Source organism: Chitinimonas taiwanensis DSM 18899, assembly GCF_900119825.1.
In the GTDB taxonomy this organism is placed as follows: domain Bacteria; phylum Pseudomonadota; class Gammaproteobacteria; order Burkholderiales; family Chitinimonadaceae; genus Chitinimonas; species Chitinimonas taiwanensis.
Map to the genome: position 1 here is coordinate 110,049 of NZ_FPKR01000013.1, position 20,001 is coordinate 130,049.

The 20,001-nt window shown below is 62.3% G+C and carries 14 protein-coding genes; 9 read left to right on the forward strand and 5 right to left on the reverse strand.

Going from position 1 to position 20,001, the window contains the following annotated elements:
- Positions 1 to 23: 23 nt before the first annotated feature.
- From BT173_RS19435 to BT173_RS15975, 3 genes are all read right to left on the reverse strand, one after another.
- Positions 24 to 1,901 (reverse strand): ATP-binding protein, encoded by a 1,878-nt coding sequence (locus BT173_RS19435; protein ID WP_072429670.1) that lies wholly within the window; start codon positions 1,899 to 1,901, stop codon positions 24 to 26.
- A gap of 53 nt (positions 1,902 to 1,954) precedes the next feature.
- Positions 1,955 to 3,112, reverse strand: coding sequence for a ribonucleotide-diphosphate reductase subunit beta (locus tag BT173_RS15970; RefSeq protein ID WP_072429671.1), 1,158 nt, complete (start codon positions 3,110 to 3,112; stop codon positions 1,955 to 1,957).
- A 663-nt stretch (positions 3,113 to 3,775) separates the two neighbouring features.
- Positions 3,776 to 6,685 carry a ribonucleoside-diphosphate reductase subunit alpha gene (locus BT173_RS15975; RefSeq protein ID WP_072429672.1) on the reverse strand — a complete coding sequence of 970 codons (2,910 nt, stop codon included), beginning with the start codon at positions 6,683 to 6,685 and terminating at the stop codon, positions 3,776 to 3,778.
- A gap of 573 nt (positions 6,686 to 7,258) precedes the next feature.
- Here BT173_RS15975 and BT173_RS15980 point away from each other — a divergent pair.
- Positions 7,259 to 7,666 carry a hypothetical protein gene (locus BT173_RS15980; protein WP_072429673.1) on the forward strand — a complete coding sequence of 136 codons (408 nt, stop codon included), beginning with the start codon at positions 7,259 to 7,261 and terminating at the stop codon, positions 7,664 to 7,666.
- A 119-nt stretch (positions 7,667 to 7,785) separates the two neighbouring features.
- Here the strand turns inward: BT173_RS15980 and BT173_RS15985 are convergent, their stop codons facing one another.
- Both BT173_RS15985 and BT173_RS15990 read right to left on the reverse strand, forming a co-directional pair.
- A complete protein-coding gene (locus BT173_RS15985) occupies positions 7,786 to 10,890 on the reverse strand; it encodes a S8 family peptidase (protein WP_072429674.1) in 3,105 nt (1,034 codons plus the stop codon).
- Positions 10,891 to 10,923: 33 nt separating this feature from the next.
- Complete coding sequence (locus tag BT173_RS15990; RefSeq protein ID WP_072429675.1) at positions 10,924 to 11,619, reverse strand: NF038120 family PEP-CTERM protein; 696 nt, start codon at positions 11,617 to 11,619, stop codon at positions 10,924 to 10,926.
- 420 nt (positions 11,620 to 12,039) lie between these two features.
- Here BT173_RS15990 and gspG point away from each other — a divergent pair, with 420 nt between their 5' ends.
- The 8 genes from gspG to BT173_RS16030 are packed head-to-tail and all read left to right on the forward strand — an operon-like array spanning position 12,040 to position 20,000.
- Complete coding sequence (gene gspG, locus BT173_RS15995) at positions 12,040 to 12,450, forward strand: type II secretion system major pseudopilin GspG (RefSeq protein ID WP_072429676.1); 411 nt, start codon at positions 12,040 to 12,042, stop codon at positions 12,448 to 12,450.
- A 9-nt stretch (positions 12,451 to 12,459) separates the two neighbouring features.
- A complete protein-coding gene (locus BT173_RS16000) occupies positions 12,460 to 13,641 on the forward strand; it encodes a type II secretion system F family protein (protein WP_072429677.1) in 1,182 nt (393 codons plus the stop codon).
- Entirely contained in the window at positions 13,638 to 15,323 is a 1,686-nt protein-coding gene (locus BT173_RS16005; protein WP_072429678.1) for a GspE/PulE family protein, read from the forward strand. The genes BT173_RS16000 and BT173_RS16005 overlap by 4 nt, the downstream gene beginning before the upstream one ends.
- Positions 15,304 to 16,089, forward strand: coding sequence for a hypothetical protein (locus tag BT173_RS16010; protein WP_072429679.1), 786 nt, complete (start codon positions 15,304 to 15,306; stop codon positions 16,087 to 16,089). The genes BT173_RS16005 and BT173_RS16010 overlap by 20 nt, the downstream gene beginning before the upstream one ends.
- Positions 16,086 to 16,631 carry a hypothetical protein gene (locus BT173_RS16015; RefSeq protein ID WP_072429680.1) on the forward strand — a complete coding sequence of 182 codons (546 nt, stop codon included), beginning with the start codon at positions 16,086 to 16,088 and terminating at the stop codon, positions 16,629 to 16,631. The genes BT173_RS16010 and BT173_RS16015 overlap by 4 nt, the downstream gene beginning before the upstream one ends.
- Positions 16,628 to 17,215 (forward strand): GspMb/PilO family protein, encoded by a 588-nt coding sequence (locus tag BT173_RS16020; protein ID WP_072429681.1) that lies wholly within the window; start codon positions 16,628 to 16,630, stop codon positions 17,213 to 17,215. Before BT173_RS16015 ends, BT173_RS16020 begins: the two co-directional genes overlap by 4 nt.
- Entirely contained in the window at positions 17,212 to 17,739 is a 528-nt protein-coding gene (locus BT173_RS16025; protein ID WP_072429682.1) for a hypothetical protein, read from the forward strand. The genes BT173_RS16020 and BT173_RS16025 overlap by 4 nt, the downstream gene beginning before the upstream one ends.
- Positions 17,736 to 20,000 carry a secretin GspD/PilQ domain-containing protein gene (locus BT173_RS16030; RefSeq protein WP_072429683.1) on the forward strand — a complete coding sequence of 755 codons (2,265 nt, stop codon included), beginning with the start codon at positions 17,736 to 17,738 and terminating at the stop codon, positions 19,998 to 20,000. The genes BT173_RS16025 and BT173_RS16030 overlap by 4 nt, the downstream gene beginning before the upstream one ends.
- The last annotated feature ends 1 nt before the right edge of the window (position 20,001 follow it).

Below are 20,001 nucleotides of genomic sequence, written 5' to 3' on the forward strand. Positions count from 1 at the left end.
CCACAAAGGCGCAATAAGACAGTTCATGGTTTTACATAGTTAATACCGAATGTCTCTTTAATCAGATCCCGCAAGCATATCACCTTAACTGTGTTCTTATACACTCCACCCTCATCGCTTTCTATATTAAATATCTCCCATTCGAAATTTACATTTGGAATAGGCCGAATACTTCCAAAACAGGTGTACGTATCCTTTGCTAAAGAATTCACATCCACGTCGACCTCCCACGCAATTATATAGTCAACAATTGCCAATGCGTGATTAAAAGGCCCTGTATTAGAAAATTGATACTTATACTCAATGGTTGCAATGTTCTCTTTAGCCAAAGGAGAAGGGGAACTCTCTTGCTTCAAACCAAGACTATCAATCCCTTGAGTTGAGAAGGTAATCACCTTCTTCCAATAGTCAACCTGTGGATTTTCCGCACTCACCCATTGCCCAAGCGTGGCATATAGCACCCCCACCCAATATTCCTCACCTGGCATCGGGGACAAAAAGAGACGAGACTCTCCACTAGGTGCATCCACCCGGAATCGCTCCCTGCTCTTTAGCAAAGAGATAGATGAGTCCAATATCTCCATCTGCTCATTGAGTTTATTCTCTGTACTCTCTCTTCTCAATCGAGAAAGAAGCTCCGAAAACACCGCATCACCCTTCTTGACATTGTCAAGAAATTTCTTTATTTCACGCAAAAAATCGGGGTCTGACAGCGTATCAAATGCCTTCTTACTAAGAGAATTTCGATTAGTTACGAGATCAAACTCCCCATCAACTATGAGAGTGTAATGCATTGGACTCTCACCTTCAGCCAAGACGTGATACTCATCCAAAGAACTCAAAAGATCAGGATATCTACAGATTTTTATCCCGTTGACTGAAATGAACAGTCCTCGCTGCTCACTAAGTCTAATACCAGATTTCGCCTTGCCTTTTCTATCAAGATTTGGATATTCCTCATGTGCTCGACGATTTCCATCAATCGCAAGCATTACCGAATAACTCCCACCAGATATGTTGAAACTTTTAGCCGCCCGGGTAAAAAATCGGCCGTCACGCAGACGAGCCACAGCGGATGGTGATTTTATATCCGAATCGGCAGATTTGGTTTCTAGGTATGGAAATCCATATGGAATATCCACAGCCTTCCTCGCACCATAGAAGGTGAACTTTGCCGGCTCAATTTTTGCCGATATTTGAGATATATGATTAGCTGAAAAACCTTGAGCCTTATCAATCCACTTGGTATCACCATGTCTAGTATAGAATCTCACATAATTATAAACATAAGATTCTTCAATCTTCTTACTGAAAGTGAAATGACGGCCAAAATTCTCCACATCCAGCTTTTCAATATAGATAAGCGTACCGGTCTTGCTATCACTATTAGCAACCAACTTCAGCAAGCTATCGATCGCCTGCTGATTTTCCGCGGATGGCGAGTTAACAAATTCCGTCAATATGGAACTCAAATCAGAATTGATTTTTGGCGTAATATCAAATCCCGTATCTAGATTTTTCCTTGGATTATCAATTATCTTATAACTCCAACCGGAATCTTTGCCAGAAGATTTTGATGCCACAAGAATTCTTCCACAAGCAAAGCACAGCTTAGAGCCTTGGCATTTATACCCAATTGCATCCCCTTTTTTCTTTGTCGATTTTCCAATTGAAAAAAATGCCTCGTAAGGAGTGATGCCATTGACTTTCTTTTGCGTATCTAACCCATGCCCATCATCAAAGAAGATAAATCCATCTTCGGACTTTATCGGGGCATAAAATATCTGCTTAGCGGAAGCATCGTAGGAATTTGATATCAGCTCACGCAATACCTCACAAGGGTCATTCCTATTAACAGACAGTTCACCAAGCACATGTCGAAATTCAATTTGCGGCTTCATCGGATCTTCCAAAAAAAATCCGCAACTAGTGCGGATTGGAATGTTCAGAAAAGTTAATCCCAGCTCAAAGCCCCACCGCTCTGATACTCAATCACCCGCGTCTCGAAGAAGTTCTTCTCCTTCTTCAAGTCGATCATCTCGCTCATCCACGGGAAGGGGTTGGTCGCGCCCGGGAACATCGGCTCCAAACCGATCTGCTGCATGCGGCGGTTACAGATGAAACGCAGGTAGTCCTTGAACATCGAGGCGTTCAGGCCCAGCACGCCGCGCGGCATGGTGTCTTCGGCGTAGGCGTATTCCAGGTCCACGGCCTTCTGGAACAGGCCGGTCAGCTCAGCCTTGAATGCCTCGGTCCACAGATGGGGGTTTTCCATCTTGATGGTGTTGATCAGGTCGATGCCGAAGTTACAGTGCATCGACTCGTCGCGCAGGATGTACTGGTACTGCTCGGCGGCGCCGGTCATCTTGTTCTGGCGGCCCAGGGCCAGAATCTGCACGAAGCCCACATAGAAGAACATGCCTTCCATGATGCAGGCGAACACGATCAGGCTCTTCAAGAGCTGCTGGTCCGCAGCCGGGGTGCCGGTCTTGAAGTTCGGGTTGGTCAGCGCGTCGATGAAGGGGATGAGGAAATCGTCCTTGTCGCGGATCGACTTGATCTCGTGATAGGCGTTGAAGATTTCGGCTTCATCCAGACCCAGGCTTTCCACGATGTACTGGTAGGCGTGGGTGTGGATCGCTTCTTCGAAGGCCTGGCGCAGCAGGAACTGGCGGCATTCCGGCGCGGTGATGTGGCGGTAGGTGCCCAGCACGATGTTGTTGGCGGCCAGCGAGTCGGCCGTGACGAAGAAACCGAGGTTGCGCTTGACCAGACGGCGCTCGTCTTCGGACAGGCCGTTCGGGTTCTTCCACAGCTCGATATCGCGCTGCATATTGATTTCCTGCGGCATCCAGTGGTTGGCGCAGGTGGCCAGGTATTTCTCCCAGGCCCATTTGTACTTGAACGGCACCAGCTGGTTCACATCGGTGCCGCCATTGATGATGCGCTTGTCCACGGCGCTGATGCGGCCGGTGCTGGGGGCCTGCACGCTGGCCGTGTTGTAGTCGGCAGCAGCCGGCGCGGCTTCGAAGCTGTATTGCGGCTGAGCCGGGGCCTGTGGCGCGGCCGGCTTGGCGGCGGGTTGTGCGGGGGTATCGTCCCAAGACAGCATGTCGTTTTCTCCCGATCTCTATCTGAATAAGTGTTGCAGTTTCATGCTTCGACCGATCTTTCACCTTGATCGATCACAAATTTATCTACGGAGTGCCCAGCTCCCGTCGGTGTCGCCGAGCAGCGCAGACTGGCGTGGGGCAGTCCGTGGCCGCCTGTCTGAGTCCGGCTGCAAGCCGGGCGAGTTCGGCCACGGCCACGACAGTCGAGCAGCGCAGGGAACCCGGCGCAGCCGGGCGACACCGTCGGGTCGCCTTTCTTTGCTTACTTTCTTTGGCGAAGCAAAGAAAGTAAGGCGGCTGCGGGACGCACTCCCGCTGAAAACATTCGCGGCGTAGCCGCTTAATACTTCCTACTAAGCAAGCCCACCGGACTTGCTTAGTAGGAAGGGCTCCGAGGAGCCCATTCCTGCTTACTGCATTACCACTTGGGCCAGGCGGCCCGCCAAGCCTTGAGCCGGCCTGGCGGTGTGGGCATCTGCTGGGCGGCGCGAGCGGCTGCCAGCACCTCGCCCAGCGTCAGCTCGGCTTTCGCCGAGCCTGCCACTACGTCACTAGCAAGCTTCGCACTGCCCGCTTCGCGGGCGACAGCTTCGCCTAGGGCGAATCCGTCCGGGGTTGTGGCTGCGCCGCTTTCCCTCGCGCTCAGCTTGCCCGTGACTGCGTCACTGGCAAGCTTCGCACTCGGGGTTGTCGATGCTGCAAAACTTGGCCGACTCAGCGGCGCCCTCCCCTGCGGCATAGCTGGCCACCGGCGCGGCTGCCGGGGCGGCGGCGATCTGGCCACCACCCACCGGCACCGAGTTCAGCTCGCCACCACGGCCGGTCGACTTCTCGGCGCTGGAGGCGGACAGGGTGCGCAGGTAGTAGGTGGTCTTCAGACCGCGTACCCAGGCCAGCTTGTACAGATCGTCCATCTTCTTGCCCGATGCACCGGCCATATAGATGTTCAGGCTCTGCGCCTGGTCGATCCACTTCTGGCGACGCGAGGCGCATTCGACCAGCCAGTTTGCTTCCACTTCGAAGGCGGTGGCGTAGATGGCCTTCAGGTCTTGCGGCACGCGGTCGATGCGGGTCAGCGAGCCATCGAAGTACTTGATGTCGCCAATCATCACGTCATCCCACAGGCCACGTTCCTTCAGGTCGTGCACCAGGTGTTCATTGATGACGGTGAATTCGCCCGACAGGTTCGATTTCACGAAGATGTTCTGGTAGTTCGGCTCGATGGAGGCGGACACACCGACGATGTTGGCGATGGTCGCGGTCGGGGCGATGGCCAGGCAGTTGCTGTTGCGCATGCCGTAGGTGGCGATGCGCGCACGCAGCTCGCTCCAGTCCAGCTGGCTGCTGCGATCCATTTCCAGGTAGCCGCCGCGGGCTTCCATCAAGAGGTCGATGCTGTCCTGCGGCAGGATGCCCTTGGACCACAGGCTGCCAGCGTAGCTTGGGTACTTGCCGCGCTCTTCGGCCAGCTCGGTGCTGGCGTAGTAGGCGTGGTAGGCCACCACTTCCATCGAACGGTCGGCGAATTCCACCGCGGCGTCCGAGGCGTACGGGGTGCGCAACAGGTGCAGGCAGTCTTGGAAGCCCATGATGCCCATGCCGACCGGACGGTGACGCAGGTTGGAATTGCGCGCCTTCTTCACCGGGTAGAAGTTGATGTCGACCACGTTATCCAGCATGCGCATGGCAGTCTTGGTGGTGCGACGAATCTTGTCGGCGTCCAGCGTGTACTGACCATCGGCGCCCAGCACCATATGGTTGACCAGGTTGACCGAACCCAGATTACACACGGCGATTTCGTTGTCGTTGGTGTTCAGGGTGATTTCGGTACACAGATTGGAGCTGTGCACCACGCCCACGTGCTGCTGCGGGCTGCGGATATTGCACGGGTCCTTGAAGGTGAACCAGGGGTGGCCGGTTTCAAACAGCATGGTCAGCATCTTGCGCCACAGCTGCAGGGCCGGAATCTTCTTGTACACGCGCATTTCGCCGCGCTCGGCCTTGGCTTCGTACTTGGTGTAAGCCTCGGCAAAGGCCTTGCCGTACAGGTCGTGCAGGTCCGGGGTTTCGCTCGGGCTGAACAGGCTCCAGTCGCCGCCTTCCATCACGCGCTGCATGAACAGGTCGGGAATCCAGTTGGCAGTGTTCATGTCGTGGGTACGACGGCGGTCATCACCGGTGTTCTTACGCAGTTCGAGGAATTCCTCGATGTCGGCGTGCCAGGTTTCCAGATAGGCACACACGGCGCCCTTGCGCTTGCCGCCCTGGTTCACCGCCACGGCGGTGTCGTTCACCACCTTCAGGAAGGGGACGATGCCTTGCGATTTGCCATTGGTGCCCTTGATATGGCTGCCCAGCGCACGCACCGGGGTCCAGTCATTACCCAGGCCGCCGGCGAACTTGCTCAGCAGGGCGTTTTCCTTCAGACCTTCGTAGATGCCATCGAGGTCATCGGCGATGGTGGTCAGGTAGCAGGACGACAGCTGCGAGCGCAGGGTGCCCGAGTTGAACAGGGTCGGGGTCGAGGACATGAAGTCGAAGGTCGACAGCACGTTGTAGAACTCGATGGCGCGTGCTTCGCGGTCGATTTCACGCAGCGCCAGGCCCATGGCCACGCGCATGAAGAAGGCCTGCGGCAGCTCGATGCGATGGCCGTGGATATGCAGGAAGTAGCGATCGAACAGGGTTTGCAGACCCAGGTAGTCGAACTGGTAGTCGCGATCGTGCTTCATGGCGGCGCCCAGGCGCGCTAGGTCGAACTGCGCCAGTTCCGGGTCGAGCAGCTCGGCTTCAATGCCCTGCTTGATGAACTTGGGAAAGTATTCGGCGTAACGGGTGGCCATTTCCTCGTGCATCACTTCCTCACCCAGCACTTCGCGGCGCAGGCTGTGCATCAGGAGGCGAGCGGTGACCTTGGAGTAGGACGGCTCTTTTTCGATCAGCTGGCGGGCGGACAGGATGGCGGACTTGCGCACTTCCTCGGCCGGCACGCCGTCGTACAGATTCTTCAGGGTTTCGCCGACGATGTGCTCGGCATCGGTCACCGCTTCAAAGCCCGAACAGGCCGATTGCACCAGGGCGCGCAGGCGGGCCACGTCCAGCGGCTTCACCACGCCTTCGTCGTTCACATTGATGGCGCTGGCCGGTGCGTGCTCGGCTTCGCCCTTGGCCAGACGTTCCTGATGGCGACGTTCGCGGTACAGCACATAGGAGCGCGCCACATCGTGCTCGCCCGAGCGCATCAGAGCCAGTTCAACCTGGTCCTGGATGTCTTCGATATGGATGGCGCCGCCTTCCGGCTTGCGACGCATCAGCGCATTGACCACCAGATCGGTGACGCGCTGCACGGTTTCACGTACCGAGGCCGACTGTGCCGCTGCACCACCATGCACGGCCAGGAAGGCCTTGGTGATGGCGACCGAGATCTTCATCGGCTCGAACGGGACAACGGCACCGTTACGGCGGATGGTCTTGTACTCGGCGCCCGACTGGGCAGCGGTGGAGCCCACGCTGTCGTTGGCTTGCGGGTAAGCCGCGCGCGTGGTACTGGCGGTATCGGTAGTGGCGTACATGTCAGGAATTCCCCTTTACGTTTATCTAATGGGCCGTGGCGCATCGTGCGCGCCAGGACCGGTTATGCAATGAACCGCCCGAAAGGGACCGGGGCGGCAGGTTCAGGTGGTGGGTGTGAACTGCCCGCGAGCGGCGGACCCCAAAACCCCTGAACGCACACACTCAAAAACACACTGCGGAATACCCACAGCGGGGTGTGCATAATCTGTGCAGAAAATGTGGAAAACACAATATGTAGTGTTTTATGACTGCTTCGACCACTAAGTCTAGTGACGAGACACGGGGCTGGCAATAGCTGATTTCGTCATCCCCGTGGTTGTTGGTTCTGACACAGCATGGCGCGCCAAAACTGCCCCGCGCACCGGTCGGCCACCCCCCTTTTGCCGCCAGCTGGCCCCACCCGCCCGGTGTGGATAAGTCGCGCCAGAACCAGCAGCAAACGCTGATATGACAGGGCTATAAGGGGAAAAGGCGCTGCGCGCGGTAGCGGATTGTCGCTGCGGCTTGCCCGTGGCCGGGCGCGGGTTGATCATGCGGGCAGAGCCGATCCACGCCTGCCCTGGAGTCATCACATGCTGTTTGCTGCCCGCCCCTTGTTTCTGCGCACCACCCTGCTGCTATGCAGCGCACTGGCCCTGCCCGCCTGCGCTGGCAAAACACCGCCTGCCGCGACCACCTATGCGCAGCTGGAAGCCGCAATTGGCGGCGCGCGCTGCCAGCAGGACAGCGACTGCCGCACGGTGGCGGTGGGCGCGCGGGCCTGCGGCGGGCCGGCCGCCTATCTGCCCTGGTCGCAGCGCGAAGGCGATGCGGCACGCATTACTGCACTATCCGAGCAGCACCAGCGCCAGGCGCGTGCCGCAGTCAGCGCCAGCGGCATGGCCTCCATCTGCAGCCTGGTCAGCGACCCGGGCGCGCGTTGCGAGGCGCAGCGCTGCGTATTGCGTAAGGCCGGTGGCGCACAGGAATCGGTGTACTGAACCCGGCGCAGCAGTCCGCCCAAGGCGGGTTACAGCCAGAAAAAAGCCATGCATCTTGCGATGCATGGCTTTTTATTTGCCAGGGGCAGGCCTTACGGCACCGCCCCGGTACGTACCGCTTAGATACCGCGGTCGTTCGGCTGGGTGCGTTCCACGCCAGCTGCGCTAGGCAGCGGGTCATTGGTCTGCACCATCAGCACGGTGCTGCCTTGGGTGGCGTTTTCAGCGCTGTAGCGCACAGCGGCCAGATAACGCTTGCCGGCAGCCAGGTTCTTCCAGCTCATACCCACCGAGGCGGTACCGCCGACATAGGCCTTGCTGGGCAGCAGGGCCTTGAACTCGCCACCGGTATCGCTGCTGCTCACCGCCCAAGCCGACAGCGTGTAGCTGGCGCTACCACCGACCGGGGCGTAGCCGACCACACAGGCCTTATAGGTACCGGCCGGCAGGTTCAGCGCCTGCACCGATTCGTCCGAGCTGGCCGAGCCGCTGTTACCGACCAGAGCACCGGCGGCATTGACCACGATCAGGTCAAGGTCATCGGCCGCACCGTGTTCGGTATCGGCGTTGTACAGATCGAAACGGGTGACCAGGTTGTTGGCGGCCACGACAAACGGATGCACCTTCACACCACCCGTTGGGTCGTTACCGGCAATGCACTCGGCCAAGCCATCGGTTTCTGCCTTCAGCACGGTGTCGCTCAGGCGGGTGGCTTCCTTCAGGCCGCCCTTCACGGCGGTCATGCTGCCGCTGAAGCCGGTGCCCACGCTGAAGATCTTGCTGCCGGTGGTGGCTTCGCTGCTGACGAAGGACGGTGCAGCCAGCATGCTGCTGCGGGCCGTGAGCGGGCTGCGCACGGTGTGTACGCCATCGTTCCAGACCAGCGAGCCGTACTGCCACACGCTCTGCGGTGCCGTGCTGCGCACCAGCTTCACGCTGAAGCTCTTGCTTTCGCCCGGGTTCAGGGTCAGCGAGGACGGGGTGACGGTGACGTCGAAGCCCGGCAGCGTGGCGGTGGCCGTGTAGGTCGACGGGGTGTCGGCCACATTGGTCACGGTACGGTTGAAGGTCAGCGAGCCCAGCACATTCGCGGCGGTCAGCGAAGGCAGGTTCAGGTTGTACGGCGCAATCGAACCAAAGGCGCTACAGGTGGAAGCCGGCAGACCAATATTGGCGCCGCACATATAACGGATGTAGTCGAGTGTGTTGGCGTCGTACACCAGACCCGGATTGGCCGCCGAGTTCGGGTTCACATGACCCGCACCCTGGGCCCAGGGCAGACGGCCATTGGCCATGCCGGGCTGACCATCGTTCAGCGTGCTGAAACCGGTGGTCATCAGCGCCGACTTGATCGCGGCCGGCGACCAGCTCGGGTACTTATTGCGCAGCAGCGCGGCCAGGCCAGCCACATGCGGGCTGGACATGGAGGTGCCTTGCAGGAATTCCCAAGCGGCGGGCGGCACCACGGTGCCGTCGTTGATCGCGTCGTGTTCGGCCTGGGTCTGGTCGGGCACATAGCCAGCCAGAATGTCCACGCCCGGTGCGGTCAGGTCCGGCTTCAGTGTGCTCAGGTCGCCCTTGTTCGGGCCACGCGAGGAGAAGTCGGCCATCAGCGGCGCAGCAATCACGCCCGGCTTCACTTCGCCCTTGGCAATCGCGGCCGTCGCGCCAGCACCAGCCGCATAGGCCTTGATAGCCGCGCCCTTCACATTGTCCACATGCAGGGTGGGCAGCGTGTGCAGGTCGGCGTTCAGGGACTGGTTGCCAGTATTGGCCAGGATCATGCCCACGCCACCGGCAGCCAGCACGGCAGCGCTCTTGTCCACGCGTGCCACGGTGCCGCGGTCACACACCACCACCTTGCCGGCCACCTTGGCCGGGTCCAGCACGCCGGTGTTCCAGCACTCGCGCACATGCTGGGCATTCGCACCAGCCATGCCTACTGCGGAGGCCAGGATCAGGTCTGCAGCCGGTACCGGGGTCTGGTTCAGCGAGGCACCGGTATAGCTGAGGCCATTGCCGAGCGTGGTCGAACCTTCGTAGAAGCGGTCGTGGGTGGAAGCGGCCACCGTGGTCAGCCATGGGCTGATATGGGCAACCTGGTTGGCCGGACCGCTATTGCCGGCCGAAGCCGCCACGAACACGCCAGCATCGGCTGCGCCGAGGAAGGCTTGTTCAACCGGGTCGAGCACGCTGGTCTGGCTGCCGCTGATCGAGTAGTTGAGCACGTGTACGCCATCGGCCACGGCCTTCTCGATCGCCTTCACGCTGTCGCCGGTGAAGCAGGAGTTCTTTGGCGCACCGGGGATGGCTGGGTCGTTATAGCTCCAGCACACCTTGTAGACGGCCACGCGCGCACGCGGTGCCATGCCCGAGGTCTTGCCCAGGTCCACACCACCCACCGAGGTCGGCACATTGTGGTTACCGGCGGCGGTGCTGGCGGTATGGGTACCGTGGCCACCATTGTCGCGCGGCGACACATAGTCGCTCCAGTGCGGGGTATAGAGGCCAGCAGCGATCAGCGAGTCGTACTGGTCGCGGAAGTACTGCGCGCCGATCAGCTTGTTATTACAGGCCGGGAAGCTGCTGCTGGTGATGCAGTCGCCAGTCCAGCCAGCCGGCGGCGGGCCATAGGCCAGCGTGGCGGCATTGTCGAAGGTCGGTACACCCTGGGCATCGACGCGGTCGGCAAAGGCGGGGTTTTCCGGCCAGACGCCGCTGTCGATCACGCCGACGATCACATCCTCGCCCGAGGCGGTCGGGCCGCCCAACAGGTTCCACAGGCCGGTGCCCGGCTTGTCGAGGCCGAGGAAGCTGGCGGTGTAATTGGTCAGCAGTTCGCGCGGCAGATCGGGGGTGATCGCCATGATGCCGGCGGTCTTCTTCAGCTTGCGCACCTGCTCATCGGTCAAGAGGGCCGAGAAGCCGTTGAACACCAGCTTGTAGTCATACACCTTCTGCGCACCGGCCACGGCGGCCAGCACGTCGTTCTGCTTGGTGTCGAGGTAGTTGATATAGGCCTGCACATCGGCAGCCTGCAGATTCAGGCGTTGGCCGGGTGCCGGTTGGGTGGCGGCCAGGCCGGCGATACCACCGGCGTAGGAGGCAACCGGCTTGTCCATCAGCTGGACAAGATAGGGGCGGCGTGCATCCTCGGCCGCTGCGGTGGCAGCAAGGCTGGATACGAGCGCGAGCACAGCCCATTTTGCGGGACGTTGTGTCATGGATAGGGTTCCAGTCAGAGTTGGCGACGACGATCAGGCAGCTTGCTTGCGGCGGTAGGCGATGCCCATGCCGGCAAGACCGAGGGCGATCAGCAAGGCGCTGGCCGGCTCGGGCACGGTGCTCACATTCAGATTGTCCAGACCGAACTGGGCCTGATTCTCACCGAGCGGCACGCAGGCGCCGTTCACATCGGTCAGGCAGGCGGTGAAGGCAATCTGCTTGAGGATCAGGCCAGGTGCATCGAAGGCGAAGCCGCTGAATTCCCAGAAGCCGTTGGCGTTCTGGCCGGGCAGTTCGACGCTGGTGTTGTAGGTATTACCCAGATAGTCCTGGGCCGAGATCAGCAGACGTGCCACCGAGAACGGAATATTGGCCACCACCGGCGCCACGAAGCTGGCTTCGAACTTGCCGAGCGTGAAACCCATGCCCACATCGCTGGCGATATTCAGGCTGCCATCGTTCAAGCCCAGGTAGTACTGGCTGTCATTCCCCACCGGGCAATCGATCAGAAAACAGGCATCGGCCACATTCGAACCAATGGCGCCGGCAAAGCCGGTGTCATTCGGGCCGGCGCCGACGGTGAATTTGTAATTGCCATCCGAGAAGAAATCACCGGCCGCATAAATATCGGGGCTCAGCGAGTCAAAATCGATGACCGCGGCGGAAGCCGCAGGAATGGCAAGGGTCGCGCCAATTGCTATTAGCGCATTCTTAAATAATTTATTCATAACGCTCCTTGGTTTCTGAGCATGCTCAGCGGTGGATTGCACTCCGAGGCCATGACATGGACAAAGGGATACCTTGTCTTTAATGGGCCTCCACAAGAAACACTCTGCTCCCTGTACGACATCTAACAGCCGCGAGAGCGTAACGTAATCGCCCTATTGGCCAGCAAGCGCAATCGACAAGCACAGCTTTATTGCGCCAATAAAACAACATTCGCCAATTGCGCGCCGCTGCCGATTTAGAAGTTAAATCCCGTCAATGCAAGACTTTGGATTTAAAGAATTGAATTAGATTATTCGTCTTCTCTTAAATTAAAAAAACAAGCTGCTAATCTTCCCGCTATGTGCTTACATTGCCGCCTGCCTGACCGGCATACCGGCGGGCTGGTTTGCGCTTTCATCACATGGATTGATCAGATTCTTATGAAACTTGCACGGCATACCGGCTTCACCCTGCTCGAACTTTTGGTGGTGGTCGCCATCATTGGCCTCTTGGCCGCCTATGTCGGTCCGCGTTACTTCTCGCAGATCGGCAAATCCGAACAGACCGTGGCGCGCGCCCAGGTCGAAGCCTTTGCCAAGGCGCTGGATGCCTACCGCGTGGATGTGGGCAGCTACCCGAGTTCGGAACAGGGTCTGGCCGCGCTGGTCACCCGCCCAGCCGAGCTCGCCAAGTGGAATGGCCCCTATATGCCGAAGAATCTGCCCGCCGACCCCTGGGGCCGCCCCTATCTCTACCGCGCGCTCAGCCCCACCGAGTACGACCTGCTGTCCTACGGCAAGGACGGCGCACCGGGTGGCGAAGGCGACGACGCCGATATCGCCAATCGCTGAGCCCGCGCCATGCAGTTCCATCTGCAAGCCCTGTCGGCCGACAATCTCTTGCACAGCCTGACGCTGGAAGCCAGCGACGAGGCCGACGCACGTCGCCAGGCCGAGGCGCGCAGCCTGACCATCCTGACCCTGGCTCCGGCGCGCGCACCGTTGCGCCTCGGTCAGCGCGGCGGCTTTTCCCTGCTGCTGTTCAGCCAGGAATTGCTGGCCCTCTTGGAAGCCGGGCTGAGCTTGGTGGAAAGCATCGAAGCGCTGCTGGACAAGGAGGCGCAGCCGCAGGCCGCCGCCGTGCTGAATGGGCTATGGCAGCGCCTGCGCGAGGGCGAGCGTTTTTCCCAGGCGCTGGCCCAACAGGCCGCCGTCTTCCCACCGCTGTATATCGGCATCGTGCAGGCAGCCGAGGGCACTAGCGAGCTGCCGCAGGCGCTCAAGCGCTATCTCGATTACCAGATCCGCCTTGATGAGGTGCGCAGCCGCCTGATCAGCGCCACCATCTATCCGGGCATCCTGGTCACCGTGGGGGGCGCGGTGGCGCTCTTTCTGCTCGGCTTCGTGGTGCCGCGTTTTGCCGCCGTCTACCAGGGCAGCGGCCGACCCATGCCCATGCTCTCGCAGCTGCTGCTCGACTGGGGCCAGCTGGTGGCCAATCACAGCGCGCTGTTTGGCCTGGGCCTCGTGGCCGTGCTGGGCCTGGGCGGCTGGCAGCTGCGCCGCCTGTGGCAGAGCGGTGCCTGGCGCAGCCTGCTGCTGCGCGTGCCCAGCGTGGGCGAGCGCCTGCATATTCTCGAGCTGTCGCGCCTCTACCTGACCCTGGGCATGTTGCTGGAAGGCGGCATCACCATCAGCAGCGCGCTGCAGATGGTGCACGGTATTGCCGCGCCGGCCACCCGCCTGCAGCTGCAGGCCGCGGCTGCCAGCATCCGCGCCGGCGATATGGTGTCGGATGCCTTCGAGCGCCATGGCCTGACCACGCCGATCTCGCTGCGCATGCTGCGGGTGGGCGAGCGCTCGGGCCAGCTGGGCGCCATGCTGACCCGCTCGGCCAATTTCTACGAAAGCGACAGCGCACGCTGGCTGGAACGGTTCAGCAAGACCTTCGAGCCGCTGCTGATGACGGCGATTGGCCTATTGATCGGCGTCATCGTGCTGCTGCTGTACATGCCCATCTTCGACCTGGCAGGCAGCCTGTGAACGCGCCCCTTTCCCCGCCCCCCAGCCTTAATGAGGCGCAGCTGCAGCAGGCGCGCGCGCAAGCCGCGCGGCTCGGTACGCCGCTCTTGGATGCGCTGAGCCAGCTGCTCGGCAGCGATGCGCGCGCCACCTTGGCCGCGCTGGCCGACTGGCTCAAGCTGGCCCAGATCGAAACCGCCGCCATGCTGGCCCTGCAGCCGGCCTTCGAGCTGCTGCCGCTGGCGCGCGCCCAGCAGCGTGGCTGCGCCTTGCTGCGCGATGCCGATGGCCTGCTGGCCGTGATCGGCGATCCCTTCGATGCCGATCTGCCCATCTGGCTGGAAAGCCAGGCCGGCCAGCCGCTGCGCTACCGCCTGGCCCTGCCGGCCGATATCCATGCCTGGCTAAGCCGCCAGGAGGAATCGCTACGCGCGCTCGACCAGCTTGGCCTCGCCGCAGGCAATGGCCAGGGGCCGGACAAGCAGACCGAGAAGCTGAGTTTCCAGTCCACCCACGATGGCAGCAGCCCGGCGGTCAAGCTGGTCAATTCCACGCTGTACGACGCGCTCAAGCTCGCGGCCAGCGATATCCACCTCGAATCGACCCCGGCCGGCCTCGCAGTCAAATACCGTATCGACGGCGTGCTGGACGCGATGACCCAGGTCAATGGCCGCCAGCTGGCCGAGCAGGTGGTGTCGCGCCTGAAGGTGCTGGCCGAGCTCGATATCGCCGAGCGGCGCGTGCCACAGGACGGCAGCTTCCGCGTGGAAGCGGCCGGGCGCGAGATCGATCTGCGCGTGTCCATCATGCCCAGCATCCATGGCGAGGACGCGGTGATCCGTATCCTCGACAAGCAGGCCATGCTGGCCGAACACGGCGCGCTGACCCTGGATGCGCTCGGCTTCGAGCCCGAGTCGCTCGGCATCCTGCGCCAGCTGGTGGGCGAGCCGTATGGCATGGTGCTGGTGACCGGCCCGACCGGCTCGGGCAAGACCACCACGCTGTACGGCGCGATTGCCGAGATCAACCATGGCCGCGACAAGATCATCACTATCGAAGACCCGGTCGAATATCAGCTGCCCGGTATCCTGCAGATTCCGGTCAATGAGAAGAAGGGCCTGAGCTTCGCCCGCGGCCTGCGTTCCATCCTGCGCCATGACCCGGACAAGATCATGGTCGGCGAGATCCGCGACACCGATACCGCCGAGATTGCCGTGCAGTCGGCACTGACCGGCCACCTGGTGCTGACCACCGTGCATGCGAACAATGTGTTCGATGTGTTCGGCCGCTTCAGCCATATGGGCATCGACCCCTATGCCTTTGTCTCGGCCCTGAACGGCATCTGGGCGCAGCGCCTGATACGCCTGAACTGCCCGCATTGCAGCGTGGATGTCGCGGCCACACCCGAACAATTGAAGCCGCTCGGCCTGACGGCAGCACAGATCAGCGGCTACCGGCTGCGCGCGGGCCAAGGCTGTGGCGACTGCCGCGGCACCGGCTACAAGGGCCGCCGCGCGATTGCCGAGTTCCTGACCCTGACCGACGAGCTGCGCGAGCTAATCGTGGACAAGGCGCCGATCCGCCAGATCAAGGAAGTGGCGCGCCGCAATGGCACCGAAACCCTGTTTGAAGCCGCACTGCGCCAGGCCGCGCGCGGTCAGACCACGCTGGAGGAGATACGCCGTGTCACGCTTAAAGGCTGAGCGCCTGACGCTGGGCTTGGGCGCGCAGCGCATCGCCCTCTTGGGCGAGTCGACGCGCATCGTGCTCGAGCAGCCCCCCGATGCGGCCGGCTTTGCCGCGCTGCAGGCGGCGCTCGCGCAACCCGCGCGCAAAACCTGGTTAGCGCCGCGCCTGCAGGTCTGCGTGGCCGATAGCCTGCTGCGCTACTGGCTGGTACAGCCACCAGCCAATGTGGCCAGCTTGGCCGTGCTGCAAGCGGTGGCCGAGGCACGCTTCAGCCAGCTGTTCGGCAGCGCGCCGGCAGGCTGGCGCCTGCGCGCCGACTGGCAGCTAGCCCAGCCCTTCATCGCCTGCGCGCTGCCCGAGGTGCTATGCCACAGCGTGCAAGCGCTGGCCCAGCAGCAGGGCTGGCGGCTTGATGGCATCGCGCCCGCCGCGCTCAGCGCGCTGAACCGGGTGGCGGGACAGATTCCGGACGATGGCTGGCTGGGTGTCGCACATGGCCTAGATCTGCTCTACGGCCTGCGCCTGGCCGGCCAATGGCACAGCCTGCGCCTGATCAGCTTTGACGCCGTGCCGAGCCCCGCTGCGCTGCTCGAACGCCTGCAAGGCGAAGCGCGCCGTCTGGCCGTGGCAGGCGACAGCCTGCCGTCCAGCTGGTTATGGCTGGGCGAAGCGGGCTGGCTGCCGCGTGGCGAACGCTTTGGCGACTGGCGCAGCCAGCGCCTGGGCCAGGGAGCCGCACCGGCCCAGGCGCTGCAACTGGCCTTGGGAGCCAGCGCATGAAGGCGATCCGCATCGACTTCGCCCCGCAGCCCACGCCCTGGCAGGCGCTGTACACCGTGCGCTTCTGGCTGCCGGCCGTGCTGGCCTTGCTGGCTATCGGTGTAGCCGGCCAGCGGCTGTGGGAAAGCCAGCAGCGCAGCGCCGTGCTCGAACACAGCCTGCAGGCCCAGGTTCAGCAGGCCTTCCTGGCTGGCGGCCAGCGCGTGCAAGCCGTGCAGCGCCTGCCAGCCAAGCAGGTACAGGCCGCCAACCAGGCGATACGCCAGCTCAACCTGCCCTGGGCCGCCTGGTTCGCTGCCTTCGAGCAGGCCGCACGGCCTGAGGTGGCACTGCTGACCATCCTGCCCAATGCGCAGACGCGCATGCTGGCGGTCAGCGCCGAGGCCAGCGACTTGCGCAGCATGCTCGCCTATCTGGATGCGCTGCGCGCCAGCGGCTTCTTCCGCGATGTGCAGCTGCGCCAGCATCGCAGCGATGAGCAGGCGCCGGGCGGGCGCGTGCAGTTCGAATTCCTGGCCATCCCGCGCGAGGTGCAGCCATGAGCGGCCAGCATCTGTCCTGGCGCATGCTGCTGCAACGCGCGCAGCTACGCACCCAGCTGGCCCTGCGCGGCGCGGCCTGGCCCTGGCTGGCGGCCCTGGCGCTGTGGCTGTTGGCCGCACTGGCCTGGCTGGCCCTGCCCTTGGCCCAGCAGCAGGAAGCGCGGCTCGCCGCCAGCTTGCAGCGCAGCACCCAGGCGCTGCAGGCCGCGCCTGTCGCTGCGCCGCCCAGCGATGATGCGAGCCGGCTGGCCGCGCTGCATGCGGTGCTCGACCAGGGCGGCGGGCGCGCGCAAAGCCTGGCGCGCCTGTTTGCGCTGGCGGCCGAGGAAGGCTGGGATATCGCCGAGGCCGATTACCGACTGAGCCCACAGCAGGACGGTGGACTCGAGCGCCTGCAGATCACCCTGCCGCTGACCGGCAGCTACCCAGACATTCGCGCGCTGGCCGAAGCGCTGCTGCGCGGCATGCCCAATCTCTCGCTCGACGATCTGAGCTTCGAGCGCGACAACGCCGAGGCCGCCCAGCTGGCGGCCACGCTCAAGCTCAGCCTGTGGTCGCGCCCTGGCCAGGAGGCACAGCCATGAGCCCACGCCATCTCGCCCTGGGCCTGGGTCTGCTGGCCGCCCTCTGGCTGGTGTTCGCGGGCGACGCCCCGGCCCAGCCCAGCCCAGCCGGCAGAGTCGCTGCTGATAAGCGCCTGCCGGCGCCCGCCACCATCAACGCGAGTCCACGCAGCCCAGCCGCGCCGGCCCAGGAGGCCGTACTGGCCCTGCAGCCGCGCGCCGCCCTGATGCAGGCCAGCGCCAAGCCGCGCAACCCATTTGCCGTGCCGACCCCGCCCACGCCGCCGGCTGCAGCAGTCAGCGCGCCGCTGCCACCGCCACCGCCCCAGGCGCCGCAGCTGCCCTTCCAGTTCGTCGGCAAGCAGTACGACGGCCAGGCCTGGAGCGTGTTTCTGGAAGCGAATGGCCAGACCGTGATCGCCCAGCTGGGCGACACCCTGCTCAATCAGTACCGCGTGGACGCCATCGGCGCCAGCGAGCTGCAATTCACCTATCTGCCGCTACAACAGCGGCAGCTTCTCGCCATCGGACAAGGCCAAGAATGAGCCGCTACACCCTGCCCCTCCCGCCGCGCCGCGGCCTGCTTGTGCTGTTGATTACCCTGGGTCTGGCCGGCTGTGCCGCGCAGAACGCGTTTCGCAGCGGCAATCAGCTCTTGGAGCAAGGCCAGCTGGCGGCGGGGCTAGACAAGCTCAAGGAAGCCAGCAATCTGGAACCCGGCTCGGCCGAGTACCGCATGGCCTATCTGAATGCGCGCGAGCGCAGCGTGGGCAATCAGCTGATCGCCGCCGAACAGGCTTTCACACGCGGCGACCTGGCGCTGGCCGAGCGTGGCTATCTGGAAGTCCTGAGTCTCGATAACCAGCATCCGCGCGCGCGCGCCGGTCTGCAGAACATCCAGAGCGAGCGGCGCCGCGCCAGCCTATTAGCGGAAGCCGAGGCGGCCTGGCAAAAGCAGGATGCAGACAGCGCGCAAAGCCGCCTGCGCAGCATCCTGGCCGAGCAGCCGGGTAATGCGCGTGCGGCTGAGCTGCTGGCGCAAATCGAAGCGAGCCAGGCCAAGCGCAGCCACGATAGTGGCCTGGCCAGCGTGTACCGCAAGCCGATCACCCTGCAGTACAAGGACGCCACGCTGAAGACGGTGTTCGACCTCATCGCGCGCACTTCGGGGCTGAATATCCTGTTCGATAAGGAGGTACGCACCGATCAGCGCACCTCGATCTTCCTAAAGAACGCCAGCATCGAATCGGCCATCAGCCTGCTCCTGCTGACCAATCAGCTCGAGCAGCGCGTGCTGGACGACAACACCGTGCTGATCTACCCGGACACGGTGGCCAAGCGGCGCGATTACCAGCCGGTGCTGGTGCGCACCTTCTACCTCGCCCATGCCGAAGCCAAGGCGGTGGCCAGCACCATGAAGACCATCATCCGCGCCAAGGACATCGTGGTGGATGAGAAGCTCAATATGATCATGCTGCGCGACAGCCCCGAGGTAATACGCCAGGCCGAAAAGCTAGTGGCACTGCATGACTTGCCCGAACCCGAGGTGATGCTGGAAGTGGAAGTGCTGGAAGTGAAACGCACCCGCTTGATGGAGCTGGGTGTGCAATGGCCGGATCAGCTAAGCCTCTCGCCCTTGCAGGCAGCCAATGGCGGCAAGCTGACCCTGAACCAGCTGCGCAATCTGAACAGCAATAGCATCAGCGCCGATATCGGCAGCGTGGTGATCAATGCCAAGAACCAGGACAGTGACGCCAATCTGCTCGCCAACCCGCGCATCCGCACCCATAACCGCGAAAAGGCCAAGATCCTGATCGGCAGCAAGGTGCCGGTGGTCAGCTCCACCATTACCACCGGCATCTCGGCCGCCTCGGTGTCCTATATCGATGTCGGCCTCAAGCTCGAGGTGGAGCCGACCATCTACCCGGACGATGAGGTGTCGATCAAGACCTCGCTCGAAGTGAGCAATATCCTCAAGACGGTGGAATCGGCCGGTACGCGCGCCTATGAGATCGGCACGCGCAATGCGTCCTCAGTGCTGCGCCTGCGCGATGGGGAAAACCAGGTGCTGGCCGGGCTGATCAATAGCGAAGACCGGCGCACCGCCAACCAGGTGCCGCTGCTCGGCGATATCCCGCTGCTGGGCCGCCTGTTCGGCAGCCAGGGCAATGACAATGCCAAGACCGAGATCGTGCTGTCCATCACCCCGCGGCTGATCCGCAATATCCGCCGCCCCACGGCCGAGATGCTGGAATTCGAGTCGGGCACTGATGCGAGCTTCCGCCGCACGCGGGTGGAGATCAGCGCACCGCGCACAGCGCTGCCTGCGCCCGCTGCCAGCGCCACTGCACCCAAGCCTGTCGAAGCCAAACCGGCCGACAGCGCGCCCGCCATCAGCGAAGGCCTGCTGCGCTGGCATGGTCCGGACAGTGCGCGTCAGGGACGCACCATCGAGCTGCAGCTCAGCTATCAGGCCGAGCAGGCGATCAACGGCCTGCCCGTGGTAGTCGGCTACGATCCGCGCGTGCTGGAGATTGTGCGCGTCGAGGAAGGTGACTTCCTGAAAGCGCAGGGCCAGACGGTGTTCAATGCCCAGGTCGAAAACGGCCAGATCGCCATCCACAACCTGCTGTCCAGCAGCACTGGCGCCAAGGGCCAGGGCATGCTAGCCACGATTACCGCCCGTGTACTCGATGTGCGCGCAGGCCAGACCCAGCTCAGCCTGCTCAGCGCCAGCCCGCAGGCGCTCGACGGGCGCAGCCTGGCCCCGGCCCTGCCCGGCTTCAGCTTCAAGCTGGAACCCTGAG